The organism is Streptomyces sp. DSM 116793, assembly GCF_057320905.1.
In genome coordinates this window covers 7,338,737-7,354,416 of sequence record NZ_CM170494.1, presented here as the reverse complement: position 1 = coordinate 7,354,416, position 15,680 = coordinate 7,338,737, and the positions used below count along the sequence as shown (strand labels likewise).

Annotated in this window: 14 protein-coding genes and 1 pseudogene; 4 read left to right on the top strand and 11 right to left on the bottom strand. The window is 72.8% G+C overall.

The window, feature by feature from the left end:
• Positions 1–57: 57 nt before the first annotated feature.
• From ACSMXW_RS28930 to ACSMXW_RS28920, 3 genes are all read right to left on the bottom strand, one after another.
• Positions 58–972, bottom strand: coding sequence for an ABC transporter substrate-binding protein (locus ACSMXW_RS28930; protein ID WP_485800603.1), 915 nt, complete (start codon positions 970–972; stop codon positions 58–60).
• A 135-nt stretch (positions 973–1,107) separates the two neighbouring features.
• Positions 1,108–1,854, bottom strand: coding sequence for a phosphotransferase family protein (locus tag ACSMXW_RS28925; protein ID WP_485800601.1), 747 nt, complete (start codon positions 1,852–1,854; stop codon positions 1,108–1,110).
• 184 nt (positions 1,855–2,038) lie between these two features.
• Positions 2,039–2,824: an AraC family transcriptional regulator gene (locus ACSMXW_RS28920; protein ID WP_485800599.1), complete on the bottom strand. Its 786-nt coding sequence runs from the start codon at positions 2,822–2,824 to the stop codon at positions 2,039–2,041.
• 20 nt (positions 2,825–2,844) lie between these two features.
• On the opposite strand from ACSMXW_RS28920, the pseudogene ACSMXW_RS28915 reads away from it, so the two are divergent.
• Positions 2,845–3,846: pseudogene (locus tag ACSMXW_RS28915) on the top strand (MFS transporter); the annotation flags it as partial.
• 352 nt (positions 3,847–4,198) lie between these two features.
• Here the strand turns inward: ACSMXW_RS28915 and ACSMXW_RS28910 are convergent.
• From ACSMXW_RS28910 to ACSMXW_RS28880, 7 genes are all read right to left on the bottom strand, one after another.
• Positions 4,199–5,041 (bottom strand): PhzF family phenazine biosynthesis protein, encoded by an 843-nt coding sequence (locus ACSMXW_RS28910; RefSeq protein WP_485800597.1) that lies wholly within the window; start codon positions 5,039–5,041, stop codon positions 4,199–4,201.
• 358 nt (positions 5,042–5,399) lie between these two features.
• Complete coding sequence (locus tag ACSMXW_RS28905; RefSeq protein WP_485800596.1) at positions 5,400–6,323, bottom strand: LLM class F420-dependent oxidoreductase; 924 nt, start codon at positions 6,321–6,323, stop codon at positions 5,400–5,402.
• A gap of 380 nt (positions 6,324–6,703) precedes the next feature.
• Positions 6,704–7,183, bottom strand: a complete 480-nt coding sequence (locus tag ACSMXW_RS28900) for a DUF6099 family protein (protein WP_485800594.1) — start codon at positions 7,181–7,183, stop codon at positions 6,704–6,706.
• Positions 7,184–7,397: 214 nt separating this feature from the next.
• Positions 7,398–7,778: a nucleotide pyrophosphohydrolase gene (locus tag ACSMXW_RS28895; RefSeq protein WP_485800592.1), complete on the bottom strand. Its 381-nt coding sequence runs from the start codon at positions 7,776–7,778 to the stop codon at positions 7,398–7,400.
• Entirely contained in the window at positions 7,775–8,968 is a 1,194-nt protein-coding gene (locus tag ACSMXW_RS28890; RefSeq protein WP_485800590.1) for an AAA family ATPase, read from the bottom strand. Before ACSMXW_RS28890 ends, ACSMXW_RS28895 begins: the two co-directional genes overlap by 4 nt.
• 346 nt (positions 8,969–9,314) lie before the next feature.
• The gene (locus ACSMXW_RS28885; protein WP_485800589.1) at positions 9,315–9,701 is read right to left on the bottom strand and encodes a cell division protein SepF; all 387 of its coding nucleotides are present in this window, start codon (positions 9,699–9,701) and stop codon (positions 9,315–9,317) included.
• A 237-nt stretch (positions 9,702–9,938) separates the two neighbouring features.
• A complete protein-coding gene (locus tag ACSMXW_RS28880) occupies positions 9,939–10,880 on the bottom strand; it encodes an MIP/aquaporin family protein (RefSeq protein WP_485800588.1) in 942 nt (313 codons plus the stop codon).
• A 699-nt stretch (positions 10,881–11,579) separates the two neighbouring features.
• Here ACSMXW_RS28880 and ACSMXW_RS28875 point away from each other — a divergent pair.
• From ACSMXW_RS28875 to ACSMXW_RS28865, 3 genes are read left to right on the top strand one after another with little or no spacing between them, the layout of a single operon-like run.
• Positions 11,580–12,002 carry an RlpA-like double-psi beta-barrel domain-containing protein gene (locus ACSMXW_RS28875; protein ID WP_485800584.1) on the top strand — a complete coding sequence of 141 codons (423 nt, stop codon included), beginning with the start codon at positions 11,580–11,582 and terminating at the stop codon, positions 12,000–12,002.
• Positions 12,003–12,027: 25 nt separating this feature from the next.
• Complete coding sequence (locus ACSMXW_RS28870; protein WP_485800581.1) at positions 12,028–12,708, top strand: cell wall protein; 681 nt, start codon at positions 12,028–12,030, stop codon at positions 12,706–12,708.
• Positions 12,709–12,718: 10 nt separating this feature from the next.
• Positions 12,719–13,618 (top strand): MauE/DoxX family redox-associated membrane protein, encoded by a 900-nt coding sequence (locus tag ACSMXW_RS28865; protein WP_485800579.1) that lies wholly within the window; start codon positions 12,719–12,721, stop codon positions 13,616–13,618.
• A 208-nt stretch (positions 13,619–13,826) separates the two neighbouring features.
• Here the strand turns inward: ACSMXW_RS28865 and ACSMXW_RS28860 are convergent, their stop codons facing one another.
• Complete coding sequence (locus ACSMXW_RS28860; RefSeq protein WP_485800577.1) at positions 13,827–15,641, bottom strand: phospholipase C; 1,815 nt, start codon at positions 15,639–15,641, stop codon at positions 13,827–13,829.
• Positions 15,642–15,680 lie beyond the last annotated feature (39 nt).

Genomic DNA, 15,680 nt, shown 5'->3' with positions numbered 1-15,680 from the left:
GCCCCGTCGGGGGCGCGGGGAACTGCGCGCGCGACCCACCCACGGTGCGACGTCGCGTCAGCGGATGCGGCGGGCCAGGGACGGGGCCGGATCGCCGGCCACCGGGCCGTGGAGGATGCCGGCCAGCGCCTCGACGCCGTCGACCAGCCGCGGGCCGGGACGGGCGAACGACGCGTTGGCGTCCACCGCCCAGAGCGGGACTCCCTCCGGCACCCGGTCGGCGATCTCGGCGGCCAGCCGTGCCGACTCGTCGAGGCCGAACCCGCACGGCGCGCACACCACCACCTCCGCCGCGGCGGCGGGACCGGCGGCGAGCTCGTCCCAACCGGTCCGGAACGAGCGTGCCCCGGACCGGCCGAGGACGCAGCGCCCGCCGGCCGCCTCGATCATGTCCGGCACCCAGTGGCCCGGCGCGAACGGCGGGTCGGTCCACTCCAGGACCAACACCGGTACCGGCCTTGCACCCGGACCGCGCGCGCCCTCGGCCCGTACGGCATCGAGCCGCGCCGACAACTCGGCGACCAGCCGTGCGGCCCGGGCGCGGGAGCGGTCACCGGCGGCGGCGCCGATCGTGATGATGGAGTCGAGCACCTCGGGCAGCGTCTGCGGATCGACGGTCAGCACCTCCGCGCGGCAGGCGAGGTACTCCAGCGCGTCGTGGACGGTGGCGACGTCGACCGCGCAGACCGCGCACAGGTCCTGGGTGACGACCAGATCGGCGTCGAGCGCGGCCAGTGCGCCACGGTGGAGGTGATACAGGTCCTCCCCGGCGGCCATCCGCTCGCCGACCAGCCGGTCGATCTCGGCGGGCGACGCCCGGCCGCCGTCGGGCAGCGAGCTGGTGGACACGATGGTCCGGCTGCGGGCCTCGGGTGGGTGGTCGCACTCGAACGTCACGCCGACGACGTCGTCGCCGGCGCCGACCGCGAAGAGGATCTCCGTGGCCGAGGGGAGGAGGGAGACGATCCGCACGTCTCCACCCTAACGACTCCTGACAGAACAAGGCTTCCGGCCCTCTGGAAATGGCGGGGTGCCAGTTCTCGTTGGAACGGGAGACCGCCTGCCCGATGCGTCGGCACGCACTCACAGCAGCGGGCCCGCGCAGCCTCACATCCGGGATCTCAGCACGTCGACCTCACAGCCCGGCGCGAAGGGGTCGAAGCCGTGCTCGACAAGCCAGCGAACCCCCAGCAGGCTTCGCAACGACCACCACGCGCGGATCACGTCGGGATCGACGTCGGTGCCATAGCCGGCGATGACGTCACCGAGGTGCTCCTCGTGTCCGAGCGTCAAGGTGGCGAGGTCGAACAGGGCATCACCCCGGCCCGCCTCGGACCAGTCGATGATGCCCGTGACCTCGCCGCCGTCGACGAAGACGTGATCGATCTGCAGGTCGCCGTGCGTGAACACCCAAGTCCACGGCCGCAGCGCGGCCCCGGCGACCTGGCGGTTGCGGGTGACCAGGTCGGCGGGCAGGACGCCGTTCTTGACGAGCAACTCGCACTCGCCGTCGAGTTCCGCCGCCAGCTCGTCGGGGCCCCGGCGGCGCCGGCCGGGCCAGGGCGGCAACGGCGCCTCGTGCAACTGCCGGATGGCGGCACCCGCCGCGGCCCACGCCGCCGGCGACGCGGTCGACGGCTCACCGAGACGGCCGAGCACCGTCCCCGGAACCGCGGCGATCGCGAGCACGGGCGGCCTGCGCCACAGGACCTCAGGAGTCGGAACCGGCGCCAGGGCCATCGCCTCGACCTCGACGTCGAGGCGCGCCTGATCGGCGTCCACCTTCAAGAACACGTCGCCGACGCGCAGGGTCGCCCGCTCGGAATGGGCGACGACGACTTCTACCTCATCCATGGGCGACCAGTATCCCGGGGATGATCGTCCGCGTCGCCGGGTTTATCGCGTGCGATGGCGCGGCTGACCGCGTCCCGCAACCCGGCGGCCTCGTGCACGACACCGGCCGCCGGCCAGGGCTCCCGCCCACCGCTCTTGTCAGGAGTCCCAAGACGTCGTTCGTTCCGGGCTCCGGGGCCGTTGCTCAATGCATGGCGGATCTGGTTGAGCGGTTGGTGCCCGTGAAACGACCTGTCAGGCCCGTCGTCCGTGCCGGGTCCGCGGCGCGGCCTGGTGTGTGGCCGAAGGCGCGGCGGAAGACGTCGATGAAGGTGCTCGCCGAGGACCAGCCGCACCGGTGGGCCACCGCCGTCACCGGTGTGTCCTCGGCGAGCAGCACCAGGGCGTGGGAGAGCCGCAGTTGGGTGCGCCACTGCGGGAACGTCAGGCCGAGGTCGGCCTTGAACAATCGTGACAGTGTGCGGTCGCTGGCGCCGACCTGTCTGCCCAGGGCCGCCAGGGTGCGGTTGTCGGCAGGGTCGGCGTGCAGGATGGCGCACACTGCCTCGAGCTGCGGTGCGGTCGGTGTCGGAACGTGCAGCGGCTGCTGGGGCGAGACTCGCAGCTGGTCGCACAGGACCGCGCGCAGGCGGCGGTGTTCCGGGCTGTCGTCCGCCGGCGCGCGGGTGCAGGCGAGGATCAGTTCCCTCAGCAGCGGGCTGACGATCAGGCCGGTGGGATGGTCGAGGCCGAGCGGGTTGGTGTCCGCGGGGAGGCCGATCAGGTGCAGTTCGAGGTCGCCGTGGGCCTGGTGGGAGTGCACGGTGCCGGCCGGAACCCAGATCGCCCGGGTGGCAGGGGCTGTCCACGTGCCGGCGCTGGTGGTGACGGCGAGCACGCCCCGGCCGGCGTAGACGAGCTGGTGGTCGTCGTGCCGGTGGGCGTCGATCCCCGTGCCGCGGGCGAGCCGGCGTGCGCTCGTGGGCGCCACCGACTCATGGCGGATGTTCTTTGCTGCCGGCGAGCATGGTCCTCGGCGGGCTCGGTGTGGCCTTGAGCGGGGTCAGCGGCTCCTACCCGCTCACACTGTTGTTCGTGGCACTGTCCGGCATCGGGGTCGCCGCGTACCATCCGGAGTCCGCGCGGGTCGCCCGGATCGCCAGCAAGGGCAGCCACAGCTCCATGGGCTGGTTCTCCCTGGGCGGCAACGTCGGCTTCGCGGTGGCTCCTCTCCTGGTCACCGCCGTGATCGCCACCGGCGGGCTGCGGTTGTCCCCGCTGCTGATCCTGCCCGCGCTGGTCGGCAGCGTGCTGACGCTGCCGGTGCTGCGGGTGCCGGACAAGGCGCCGTCCATCGACGGCCGCAAGGCGGCCGGGGAGGGGCGGGACGACTGGAAGTCGTTCCTGCGGCTGTCGCTGGCGGTGGTGTGCCGGTCGATCGTCTTCGTCGGAATGAGCACCTTCGTCGCCTTCCAGGCGCGGGAGCAGACGGGCGGTGGTACGGCGGCGGGGACGGCCGCGCTGTTCGTGCTCTATCTCGGCGGTGCCGTCGGCACGGTCGTCGGCAGCGACCTGGCCCACCGCTGGGACCGGGTCACGGTGGTGAGCAGGTCGTACCTGATCACGGTCGCGGCCGTCGCCGGCGTGGTGTTCGTGCCCGGCCCGGCGATCTACCTGTTCGTGGCACTGACTTCGATCGGCCTGTACGTCCCGTTCTCGCTTCAGGTCACGCTCGCCCAGGACTACCTACCCACGCGCGTCGGAACAGCCAGCGGGGTCACCCTCGGCCTCATGGTCAGCGTCGGCGGTCTGACCAGTCCCGTCATCGGCAGCATCGCCGACGCCACCTCGCTGCGCACGGCCCTGATGCCCCTGCTCGTGATGCCCGCCCTGAGCTGGCTGCTGTTCCGCACCCTGCCCGAACCGGCCGTCCCGAAGCCGCCGTCAGGAGACGGCGGCGAGGAGGCCGCGCAGGAGACCGGGGGTCACTCCACCGAGCGCAGCAGCCTCTGACCCGACCCACGTCCTCGAGCAGCGGGCCGCCCGAGCACCAGCACGGAAGGACGACGAAGTGCGACAAGCGGTGAGCCGGCATGTGACGTCTCCTTCGGCCGCACCGGTCCAGGATGCCTGTCCGCCGGCCGCCTGGGCCTGCCGCACCGGGCTGCGGCAGGCCCGACTGGCAGCCGATGTCCAGTCATGTGACGTCGGACGGCCACATCGAGTAGTGCCGTTGCACCCGTGCGGCGCCGGTGGTCCTGCACGTGGGGGCATCCTCGTGCGAGCCCGTTCGAGCGTGGGGGAGCAGCCGAGCGTGGGGGAGCGTGCCGGGCGTCGCGGCGCCACGGAGATCCATCAGAAGCCCCTAGGCGTACAGGGTGCCGTCCACGACCGTGACGGCGCTTCCGGTGAGGTGGACGCGGTCGCCGTGCAGGGCGGTGCGGACGAGGCCGGTGCGCTCGGACGCCTGGATGCCGGTGAGCCTGTCGCGGCCGATCCGTGCCGACCAGTAGGGGGCGAGCACGGTGTGTGCGCTGCCCGTGACGGGGTCCTCGGGGATGCCGCTGCCCGGCGCGAAGAAACGGGACACGAAGTCGTACCCCACCCCGGGCTCGGCTGCGGGGGCCGTGACGATGATGCCGCGCAGGCCCTTGCGGCGGGTCAGGTCCGCCACCGCCTGCTCATCCGGAGTCACGGCACGGACGGCGGCCTCGTCGGGAAGGACCGCCAGCAGGTCACCGAGGGCGGCCGCGTGGAAGACGGCCTCGGGCTCGGCCGCCAGCGCCTCGGCCAGCCCCTCCGGCACGGGGGCCGCGGTGCCGGGTGCGGCCGGGAAGTCCAGGGTGATGCCACGCTCCTCATCGGTGTGCGCGATGAGGATGCCGTGCCGCCGACTGCTGAACCGCACGGTCCCGGAGAGTCCCCGCTCGGTGCGGAGCACGTGTGCCGTGGCCAATGTGGCGTGGCCGCACAGTTGGGCCTCGACGAGCGGGGTGAACCAGCGGATGGCCCAGTCGGCCCCGGTACTGTCGGGAGCCGCCGCGCCCTGGAGGGGCAGAGCGAACGCGGTCTCCGAGTGGTTCACCTCGGCCGCGACCCGCTGCATCCAGGTGTCTTCCGGCCACTGCCCGGCGGGCAGCAGACACACGCCCGCCGGGTTCCCGGCGAAGGGGCGGTCGGTGAAGGCGTCGACGATGTGAAATCGCATGCGAGGACGGTAGCGACGCGGCGTGAGACACCGCCAAGTCCAATCCGAGACGAGTGGCCCCTCGCCTCGACCGGCCGTCCTTCCGGTGCACGGCACCCCGTCGGCGGCGCGGTGAACCGCGCGACCAACCGGCCTAAGGTCCGGCCAGGACAGGAGCAGCCCCCTCGGGCCGGTGACGAGCCGGCGGTCTCGTCGTCGGGGCTCGTCACACCCACGCGACGGAGCCTCCCCCACTGCTTCAAGAACTCCGCCACTGCCTTGAAGGCGTGGGCGGTCCCCCCAACGGTGCCCCAGGACACAGCCCCGCGCCCCTTCCAAGCGGGGCTGCGCCCCGCTGAGGGGCGCAGCAGGCGTGGGGCTACGAAAGCTGGCGCTGCACCTCGGACGAGATCAGTTCCAGGTGGTCCAGGTCGGACAGATCCAGGATCTGGAGATAGATCCGCTGGGAACCGATCGCCGCGTACTGCCCGATCTTCTCGACCACCTCGGCCGGCGTCCCGGCAACACCGTTCGCCTTGAGGTCGGGGACCTCACGGCGAATCGCCGCGGCGCGCCGCGCCACCTCCGCGTCGTCCTTGCCGACGCAGGCGACCAGAGCGTTGGAGTAGACCAGGTCGCCGGCACGGCGCCCGAACCGCTCCGCGGCGGCCCTGACCCGGCCGAACTGCCGCTCCGTGTCCTCGATCGAGGCGAACGGGATGTTGAACTCGTCGGCGTACCGGCCGGCGATCTCCGGGGTGCGGGTCCGGCCGTGGCCGCCGATGAGCACGGGCACCTTGTCCTGGGCCGGCTTGGGCAGCGCCGGGGAGTCGACGAGCTGGTAGTACGTGCCGTCGAAGTCGAAGGTCTTGCCCGGCTCCGTGCCCCACAGGCCGGTGATGATGGCGAGCTGCTCCTCCAGCCGCGCGAACTTCTCCTTGGGGAACGGGATGCCGTACGCCGTGTGCTCCTCCTCGTACCAGCCGGCGCCCAGGCCCAGCTCGACCCTGCCGCCGGACATCTGGTCGACCTGGGCGACCTGGACGGCCAGGACGCCCGGCAGCCGGAAGGTGCCGGCGGTCATCAGGGTGCCGAGCCTGATCCGGCTGGTCTCGCGGGCCAGCCCCGCCAGGGTGATCCAGGCATCCGTCGGCCCGGGCAGCCCGTCGGCCGAGCCCATGCGCAGATAGTGGTCGGACCGGAAGAACGCGTCGAACCCGAGGTCCTCGGTCGCCCTGGCCACGCTGAGAAGAGTGTCGTAGGTAGCGCCCTGCTGGGGCTCCGTGAAAATGCGAAGATCCATGCCCCCATCCTGCACACCCCGGCCAGGCCCGATGACCACAACCCCGAACCCCGTCCACGGCCGACGTCACGCCCGCCCCATGGGCACCGGGGGGGACGGGAACCCGCGCGCGACCGCGACGCTCCCGCAACGGACCACCGGGACTCCCACCGGTCCACGCACGGCCGCCGGTCGACGCCACAGGGCGTGCGGCGCACTCCGGGCACGCGGCGATCGGGGCGTCCACGCGCTCCAGAACGTCCGGCGTATCCGTACGTACGGCATCCTCCGTGCGTCCGCCATTCTCCGCACGTGCGGCGCGCTCCGTCGCGTGCGGCCGCCGCGCGCCCGGGTCGCCCGGGGCACCCGCCCCCGTCCCGGCGCGGTCCCTCACCGCACGCTCACGGTGCCCCCGCCGAGTCGGGCTCGGGAAGGCTCTCCTCCTTGGCCGCGAGTTTGCGGAGCATCTCGACGACCCTGTCCCTGGCCTCGTCGGCCGCGTCGATGGCCTCCATGCACTGCCAGTAGATGCCGTCCTCCTCGGCGGAGCACGCGATGCCGACGAGCGCGATCGCCAACTCGCCCACCATCACGCCCAGTTCCAGGAGAGTGTGCCGGGCGTCGCCGATCTCGGAGAGCTGGCTGGCGCGGATGTCCTCGACCTTGAGGGCCGGGGTGCCCAGCGCTCCGCATCCCCTGCCGCCCACTTCGCTCAGCCCCAGCGCCTCGCCCCGCAACTCGGGCGGGCCCCCGACCGCCAGTCTGCTGCCGACCGCCTGCGCCAGGGCCTGTACCTGCCAGGCCTCGACCATGATGTCCGGGACCTCTTGGCTCTGTGCCAGTGCGCGCCTGCCCAATCCGATGAGCTGCACCGCGTCCATCCGCCGTCCCCGTCTTCCTGGAGATCTTCCTCTGCCACGTGCCTCGCGCGGCTCTTCCGCTCCCATGTCGTCCACTACTAAGAGTGAAGCCCCTTGGGACGAAAAGCCAGAGGAAACCCGAAATCTGTGGACAGAAAATCGAATGTTGATAAGGTAGTAACTCCGGAGAGTGACGGATCACGCAGGACGGCCCGGGGTGTTGACGGCCATCGGCTCACGAATCACCCCGAGACGGGGCGGAATCGCGCGGCACCGGAAATCTCCGTTCATTGCGGTCGATCTTGGCGTCAAGTTCCCGTAGGGGGTCGATCCCCAACACCTCGCAGAGCTGGAGCAGATAGGAGAGGACGTCCGCCACCTCGTCCCGGACGCGGTGCGCGGTTCCGGGTTCGTCCATCACCCGCGCCGACTCCTCGGGCGTCAACCACTGGAAGATCTCGACGAGTTCGGACGCCTCCACGCTCAGCGCGGCGACCAGGTTCTTGGGGGTGTGGAAGGGCCCCCAGTGGCGCGCCGCCGCGAAGTCGGCGAGCCGGCGCTGGAGGTACGCCACATCGAGGGGGTGCGGGCCGGGCCCGGGAGAGCTGTCTGTCACGGCTTCAGGTGTACCACCGCGGACGGGATGACCTCCTCGGCGGCGGCGGGGTTGTGCAGGGCTGCCAGCAGCCGGAGGTGGCCGCCGGCGCACATCTCCCCCGCGAGCCGGACGAGTTCGCGGGTCTGCGTCGCGTCCAGGCAGCGGTCGAAGCCGTCGGCGAGGACGGTGAGCGTCTGGTACGCGGCCGGGACCTCGGCCGCCGGGTCGACCGCCAGGACGCCGGGCCCGGTGAGCAACACCAGGGCGAGGGCCAGATAACGGAGTTCGCCGTCGCCCAGGCGCTGCACGGGAGTGACGACGCCCGCGCCGCGGTCCAGCACGGCCTGCGGGGTGCCGTCGTCGAGCCGCCGGGCGAGCAGGTCGTGCACCGGTCCCGCACAGCCGGCGCGGACGGCCGCCACCAGCCGGGCGTGCCGCCGGCCGCACTCCCTGCGGGTGCGGCCCAGCACCGCGGCGAGGTTGCCGCAACCGCTCAGCAGCCGCTCACCGGCCGGCGGGGCCGGGGCCCGCATCCGGGCGGGGCTGGGGTCGCAGGCGAAGACCGAGCGGAGGGCGACCACCAGTTGCTCGGCGGCGGAGAGCACCCACCGCTGGCCCTCGGTGCGCCCGGCCACCCGCAGCGGCAGCAGCGGGGTGCCGAGCCGGTCGCCCGGCAGCGGGTCACAGGGCACCGGCGTGGGCCCGCCGGTGTGCCAGGCCGCCGCCAGCACGTTCCTGCCGGGGTCGCGCAGCCCGGTCTGGAGCAGGGTCACGCCGTCGGCGGTGAGGCGTTCGCCGACGATGCGGAGGTCGGGCTCCGCCTGGACGGCGAGGTCGAGCCGTACGGAGCCCGCCGGGCCCTCGGCGGTACAGCCGAGCCGGAAGCCGCGCCGGCCGGAGGCGTTCCCCGCCCCTTCCGGGACACAGGCCGCCGGGTCGGGGAACGCCTCCGCGAGCCGGGCGCCCCCGCCCAGCCGTGCCAGCGCCCGCGCGGCCCGCAGGACGGTCGTCTTCCCGCTGCCGCTCGGTCCCGCCAGCAGGGTCACGGGTCCCAGCCGGACGACGGCCTTCCGGCGCCCGGCGAACGCGCTGAGCCGCACCTCGGTGAGGGCGGGCCGCAGAGCGCGGGAGGGGGTCCGGGGGGCCGGGACGACGGTGGCGTCCGGGGCTGTGGTCCCGAGGGCCGTGGCGGGAACGGGTGCGGTCATGTCAGGACCGTAGGGATCCGATGATCGGATGAACCGTTCCTCTTGTCGCTCTTCCCACGAACGGGGGACCTTGGGGGCGCCGCGGCGATCCCGCGGTCCCCGCGCCCCTTTGCGGGGACGCCCCTCGCGCCGCCCCTCATGGGACACGCCGACGCCCGCCCCAAGGGGCCACCGCGGAAGGGGCGCGGGGACCGCACGACCGGCCCCCACCGACCGTCAGCCGACCGGGCACCGCGAGGGGCACCCTCGGAGGAGCGCGCGGAACTGCGCGCTCAAGCCCCGCCGAGAGGTGGCGGGTCCGCGACCGCAAGGGGCAGCCCCGAAGGGGCGCGGGCGCCGCGCAGGGTCAGCCCGCCGCGCCGGCCATCACGTCCCGTACCTCGGTACCGGGGGGCGCCAGCAGGAAGACGTTGCGGTCGACCCGGTGCATGGCGCTGCCCAGCCCGAAGACCACCCCGCTGCTGAAGTCCAGGACGCGCTTGGCGACGTCCGTCTCCGCGCCGGTCAGGTCGAGCAGCACGGGCACCCGCGCCATCAGCGTCTCGGCGACCTCGCGTGCGTCCGCGAAGACGTTGACGCGCAGCACCACGAACCGGCGGCGCGCCTCGGTAGCGGCCTCCGCCGCGGGGGCCGCCGGCCGGCCGGGCCAGGTCGGCCAGGCCTCCCCGCTGCGCAGCGGTACGACCTCGGCGAGCCCCTCCCACTGTTCATCAGTGGCGTCGTGGCCGCTCACTGCCCCACCCCGTCCCGGTACTCGCTCGTCGTCTCACCGCACACCGGGCCATTGTTACGCGCCTTCACCCGATCGGCCCAACAGCGACACGGCGCGACCGGAACGCACACAACACCGCCGGCACGGACGGGAGGCGTCCGTGCCGGCGGCCGGTGGGACCAGGGAGGCGGCCGGTGGGACCGGGGAGGCGGGCTCCGGGGAAGGAGCGGCCGAGCGCCCGGGGCGGCGCGACGGGGCCTACTCCTCCTGGATCGTCGGTTTGGTCCGGCCCACCTCCTGCACCTCCCCCGCCTGGGCACGGGCGAGCAGCGTGTCGCCGATGAACAGGTCGTAGACGAGGACGCCGACCAGACCGCCCACCAGCGGTCCGACGATCGGGATCCACCAGTACGCGCTGAAGGAGCCCGCCATGTTGCCGGGGAACGCCAGACTGCTCCAGCCCTCGGCATAGGCGAGCAGCCGGGGGCCGAAGTCGCGCGCCGGGTTGATGGCGTAACCGGCGTTGGCACCGAACGAGATGCCGATGGCGGCCACCACGAGACCGACGAGCAGCGGCCCCAGATTCGACTTCACCGCTTGGTTCCGCAGGTCTATCAAGGCGACCACGAACATCACCAGGAATGCGGTGCCCACGATCTGGTCGACCAGTGGCCCCCAGATTCCGCCGTGGAAATAGGGGGCTGGGAAGGTGGCGAAGATCGAGAACGTCTGAAGCGTGTGCCCGTCGACCTTCGGTGCCTTGATGGCGGTGTCGAAGGCGTTGATGGCCGAGTGGTACACCGCGTACACCAGGGCCGCCCCGGTGAACGCGCCGGCCACCTGGGACGCCCAGTACGGCACCACCTTGGCCCAGGCGAACTTGCGGCGCGCCGCGAGGGCCAGGGTCACGGCGGGATTGATGTGTGCGCCGCTCACACCGCCCGCGACGTAGATGGCGAAGGTGACGGCGAAGGCCCAGCCCCAGGCGACGAGCAGCCAGTCGCCCACCCCCAGGAAGAACGTGGTGGGTCCCGAGGTGCGCCCGGAGCCGGGCAGTGCGGCGACGGCCATCGCGACCACTCCGTCACCGAAGGAGATGAGGACGAGCGTGCCCAGGAACTCGGCGAGGCATTCGCCCATAAGTCCGCCCCGGGCCTTGAGCCCGGAGCCTTTGATGAGGGGCGAGATCTCTGTGGCCATACCGCCTCCCAGAAGGGCAGGGAACTTATCCCGTGGTAGCGCGGCCGCCTGACCCCCGCAACCGCAGCAGGGCCGGTGGAGAGCCCCCGCACCGGCGTCGTCGGCCCTGTTCACGGGCCGTCAGGCTGCCCGTACGGCGGTGGCACCGCGCTCGGTTCCGCCGTCCGCGACAGGCCCGTACGAGGGGCCGGACCCGGCCGGCGTCCGGCGGGAGGGGCCGGACCTCGCATGCGGCGGATCGGGCCCAGCCGCTTGCGGTCCGTGGCCCCACCGGCCGGTGGGGGCCGGGCGCACAGGTCCCCGCGCCCCTCCGGGCCGCACGGCACGGCCCGCACGACCATGTCGCCGCCCCCTGGCGGACGCGCGTAGAAGCGAGCATGATGGGCGTGCTCCACCTGCACTGCCGACACATCTGTCCCACCCGGCACACGCAGGAGGCCCGCCGAGGAGGCAAGCCCCGCACCGCTCCCGTGCCCTGCCCGACCACGGCACCGGAATTGTCATGGGCATGCAAATCTTCCTCGGCGTCTCCGAAGCCGGTGTGCGGCCGCCGCCCACCCCGGGTGGCGGCCGCGCGCCGCCCCATGCCGTGCGCCGGTCCACGAACGGTCCAATGCGGCCCGCCCTCCGGTACGGCGGCTCCCCGACGGGCGAGGCGAGGTGTCGAGGGGGCGGACCGCTCCAGTGAAGGGAAGAGACATGGCTTGCGGATCGACCAGCCTCTGGGCCGGTGAGAGCACCTGGTTCTGCTGCGGCAGTTCCTGGGGCCCCTGCGGCAGCGCCGGCACCGGCGCCTGCGGCACGTGCCAGTCCAGCAGGGCCCAGGCCGCCTGGCCCAACGCCTCGCAGGCGTGCTTCGACATCACCCGGCCCGACCTGTGCGGCGAGAGCATTCCACGGCGCGGCTGCGGCTCGGTGATGAACGTCAGACATCAGTGCTCGGGAGCCACGGTCTGCGTCACGGTCTCCGACTGCGGCCCGCGCACCAAGAGCTTCTGCGGCGAGGCCACCTGCTGCAACGGGGCCTGCCGCACCAACCGCGTGATCGACCTGACCCCGGCGGCCTTCTCGGCGATCGGGAACCTCGATTCCGGCATGCTGCCCGTCTACATCTACGAGTGACGACGGAGTGAGGAGGAGAACCGAGATGAGTGCCAGACACCAGCACGGCCGGCACGACCAACACGGGCAGCAGGACGGGTCCGGCCGGCCCGACCGGCCCGGCGGCCGCCGGGGTTTCGACCGGCGGCGCTTCCTCACCACCGCGGCCCTCGGCGGTGCCACCGTCGTGGGCGCCTCGGCGCTCGGCGGCCTCGACGCGGAGGCGGCGTTCGCCGAGCCGATGCCGTCGCTCGACCCGGCGATCGCCAGGTCGACCTTCGCGGAGGGGCGCATCAGCCGTATCAACGGCAGGGTTCTGGAGGTCAAGGGCTCCTACGGCGAGCAGCACCTGATCCAGCTCACCAACGCCACCAGCGTCTGGAAGCTGAAGCCGACCACGGCCGACGCCATCAGGCCCGGCGACGGCCTCTACGCGCGCGGTGTGGACATGCCGGACGGCACCATCGCGGCCGACGCGGTCTGGGTCAACATCGTCAACATCCTGTGCACCATCCGCGGTATCGCGAAGGACCGCCTGCACCTGTCGCACGGCCGGAACGCGGTGGTGGGCCACATCCACGCCGACCACACCACGGCCTCCTACCTGGGCGGTGCGCAGACCGGCGACCTGTCCCGGCTGCGGATCGGCCAGTCGGCGCAGATCCTGGGCGCCTGGCGGCCCGAGGACGACGGCATCGACATCTCCCGAGTGACCGCGGGCCACTGAGGGAGGGGCGATGATCTCACTCCTGTGCACCCTGGCGCCGCTGGTGTGCGGCGCCCTGCTGGCGGTGACCGGCGCGGGCAAGCTGTTCGGCCGCCGGGTGGCGCGGCAGGCCGCGGGCACCGTGCTGGTGCGGGTGTTCACCGACGGCCGGCGCGCCGCCCTCGCCCTGCGCACCGTCGGCGCGGCCGAGCTGGCCGTCGCGGTGGCGCTCCTCGCGGCACCGCGGTCGGCGGCCGCGGGCGCGGCCACGGCTGCGCTCGGCGCGGGCTTCCTCGGCTACCTGTGCTACGCGAGGGCGACGGCGCCCGAGTCGTCGTGCGGCTGCACGGCCTCGGACGAGGGGCCGATCGGGTGGCGGGCCTTCGCGCGTGCGGGTCTCGTGGTGGTGCTCGGCCTCGCCACGGCCGTGGCGGACGGCACCTGGTGGTCGCGGCTGGCCGGGCACCCGGCGTCGTCCGCGGTCTGCGTGCTGCTCGCCGCGGCCGTCCTGGTGGTGCTCTCGGACGAGGTGGACCGGCTGTGGCTGCTGCCGCTGCGCAGGACGCGGCTGCGGGTCTTCGGCCATCCGCTGGCCGGGGCCGCGGCCACGGTGCCGGTGGCGGCGACCGTGGAACTGCTGGAACGCTCGCTCGCCTGGCAGGCCGCGGCGCCCGTCGTCCGCTCGGGCCTGCTCGACCACTGGGACGACGACGGCTGGCGCATCCTGCGGTACGCGGGCGTGTACGAGGGCGGGCAGGGGGCGCGGCCGGTGAACGTGCTGTTCGCGCTGGACCCGGCGGCGACCGTCGACAACGCCCCGCGGCCCGCCGTCCGGGTCACCGTGGTCGACGACACGACCGATGAAGTGGTGCCGGTCGCGCTGCCCGGCACCGCGCCGCGCACCCTCCTGCCGCTGGCGGAACCGGCCTAGCCGGGCGCGGGACGGCCGCGGGCCCACGGGCGGCGGCCGTGAAGGCACCCGGATGCCCTTCGCGGAGTCCCCGGGACCCATGAGTCCCCGGGCCCACGGGGCCCGGGAAAAGGTCCGGGGCCGACCCCTCGGGGCCGGCCCCGGATTCGTGCGGAGGGACCGGTGCCGTCGGTGCCGCCGCGCACGGGCGGCGGCACCGACGGACGGGTCAGCTCGCGGAGCCGGCCTGGGACCTGCGGCGCCGCAGCACCGCGACCCCGGCGCCGGCGGCGACCAGCGCGACGGCCGCCGCGCCGCCCGCGACGGCGCCCGTGGACACGCCGCCGGTGCCGCTGGCGGACAGCGCCAGCTCACCACCGGTGTACTGCTGGGCGTCCACGGTCTTCTCGCTCACGGTGGGCACGTGCTGCGGAATGCGGCCGACCGACTGCACGGAGCCGTCGCTCTTCAGGAGCACCTGCTGCTCGTTCGGGTGCCTGAAGTCGAACATGCCGTTAAGGGAGCCCGCCTCCGCGTCGAACGAGGCGTCGCCGATCCGGCCCGTGTGCCAGTTGTCCTCGATGAACTTCAGCACCGAGGACTGCGTGGTCAGGGTGTGGTCGACGGCGTTGACCCTGCTGTACGGGGAGACGACCAGCAGCGGCTGGCGCGGGCCGGGGCCGCACCGGTCGGCGTAGCCGCCCGCGGCTGCCGGGCCCGCCTGGCAGGCGGGGCTGTCGGTCGGGTTGCCGTGCGAGTCCGGCTTGCTGTCCTTCGACCCGTTCTGCACCTTGGCCATGACGTGGTCGTACCAGCCGTCCGAGTCGTCGTAGGCCAGGACGATCGCGGTGTCCTTCCACTGCGGCGACTTCTGGATCTTGTTGATCTCGTTCACCACGAAGTGCTGCTCGTCCACCGGGTCCGAGTAGCCCGCGTGGCCGTCCTGGTACTCCGCGCCCTTCAGGAAGCTGACGGAGGGCAGGTTGCCGGTCTTGAGGGCGGCGTCGAAGTCGGTCAGGTCGTACTGGTGGTTCGCCTGGCCGTTGTGCCCGATCTCCTTGACGCTCTTGGGCGGCAGGTGGTGCGGGTTGGCCGTGGACTTGTAGTACTGGAAGGGCTCGTGGTGCGGGCTGTAGTCCACCGAGGCGGCGCCGGCCACGTTGGTGTGCGTCACGGAGCCGCACTTGGCGTAGTGGCCCTGCTGGCCGTCCCAGGGGGTGCCCGGCTTGAAGCCGCCCTGGAACCAGCCCCAGCTCTCGCCCTTCTGGTTAAGAAGGTCACCGATGTTCTTGCCCTGCATGACGCCGAGCGCGTTCTTCGAGGTGTGGTCGGAGCCGGAGCAGTCGTCGTAGGCCGGGTCCGGGTCGTTGATCATGGTGCCCACGCCCTTGGCGTCGGGCGAGACCACGGTGTACGGGTCGGGCTTGTCCGTCTGCTTCGGGTTCTCGGTGCCGCTCGCCGGGTCGGTGGAGATGATGCCGTGCGTCTGGCCCGAGATCAGGCTGACCGCGCCCGGGCTGGAGGGCCCGTACACGTCGCTGAAGGAGTTGTCGTTCAGCGAGTAGTGCTGGGCGTAGTTCCACAGCCCCGTGACGGTGTTGCCGTCGTAGTAGTCCATGACCAGGCCCGGCTCGTAGTAGAGGTTGCCGGAGCACTTGCCCGAGTCGGTGTTCTCGACGAACTTGTCCGCCTTGCCGCCGTTGTAGGCGTACTGCTCAGGCGTGTAGCTGTGGTTCTGGTCGCAGGTGACGGCCTGTTTCTGGCTGAGGCGCTTGGGCGGGTACTGGTTGGGGTTCTTCTCCAGCAGGCCCGCGTTCGTCAGGGTGCGGATGTCCTTCGGCGTGTGCTTGGACGCCTTGAAGGGGGTGCCGTCGGTGTTCGCCGCCTTCGGGTAGGTGCCGAAGTAGTGGTCGAAGGAGATGTTCTCACCGAAGATGACCACGACGTGCTTGATGGGCGTCGCCGTGCTCCCGGAGTGGTGCTGTCCCGAGGCGAGGGCGGGGGCGGTGGCACCGGCGACCGCCAGCGCGGCCGCTCCGGTCATTGCACCCGCCCGGGCCGCCCAACCGCGCACTCGTCGGGG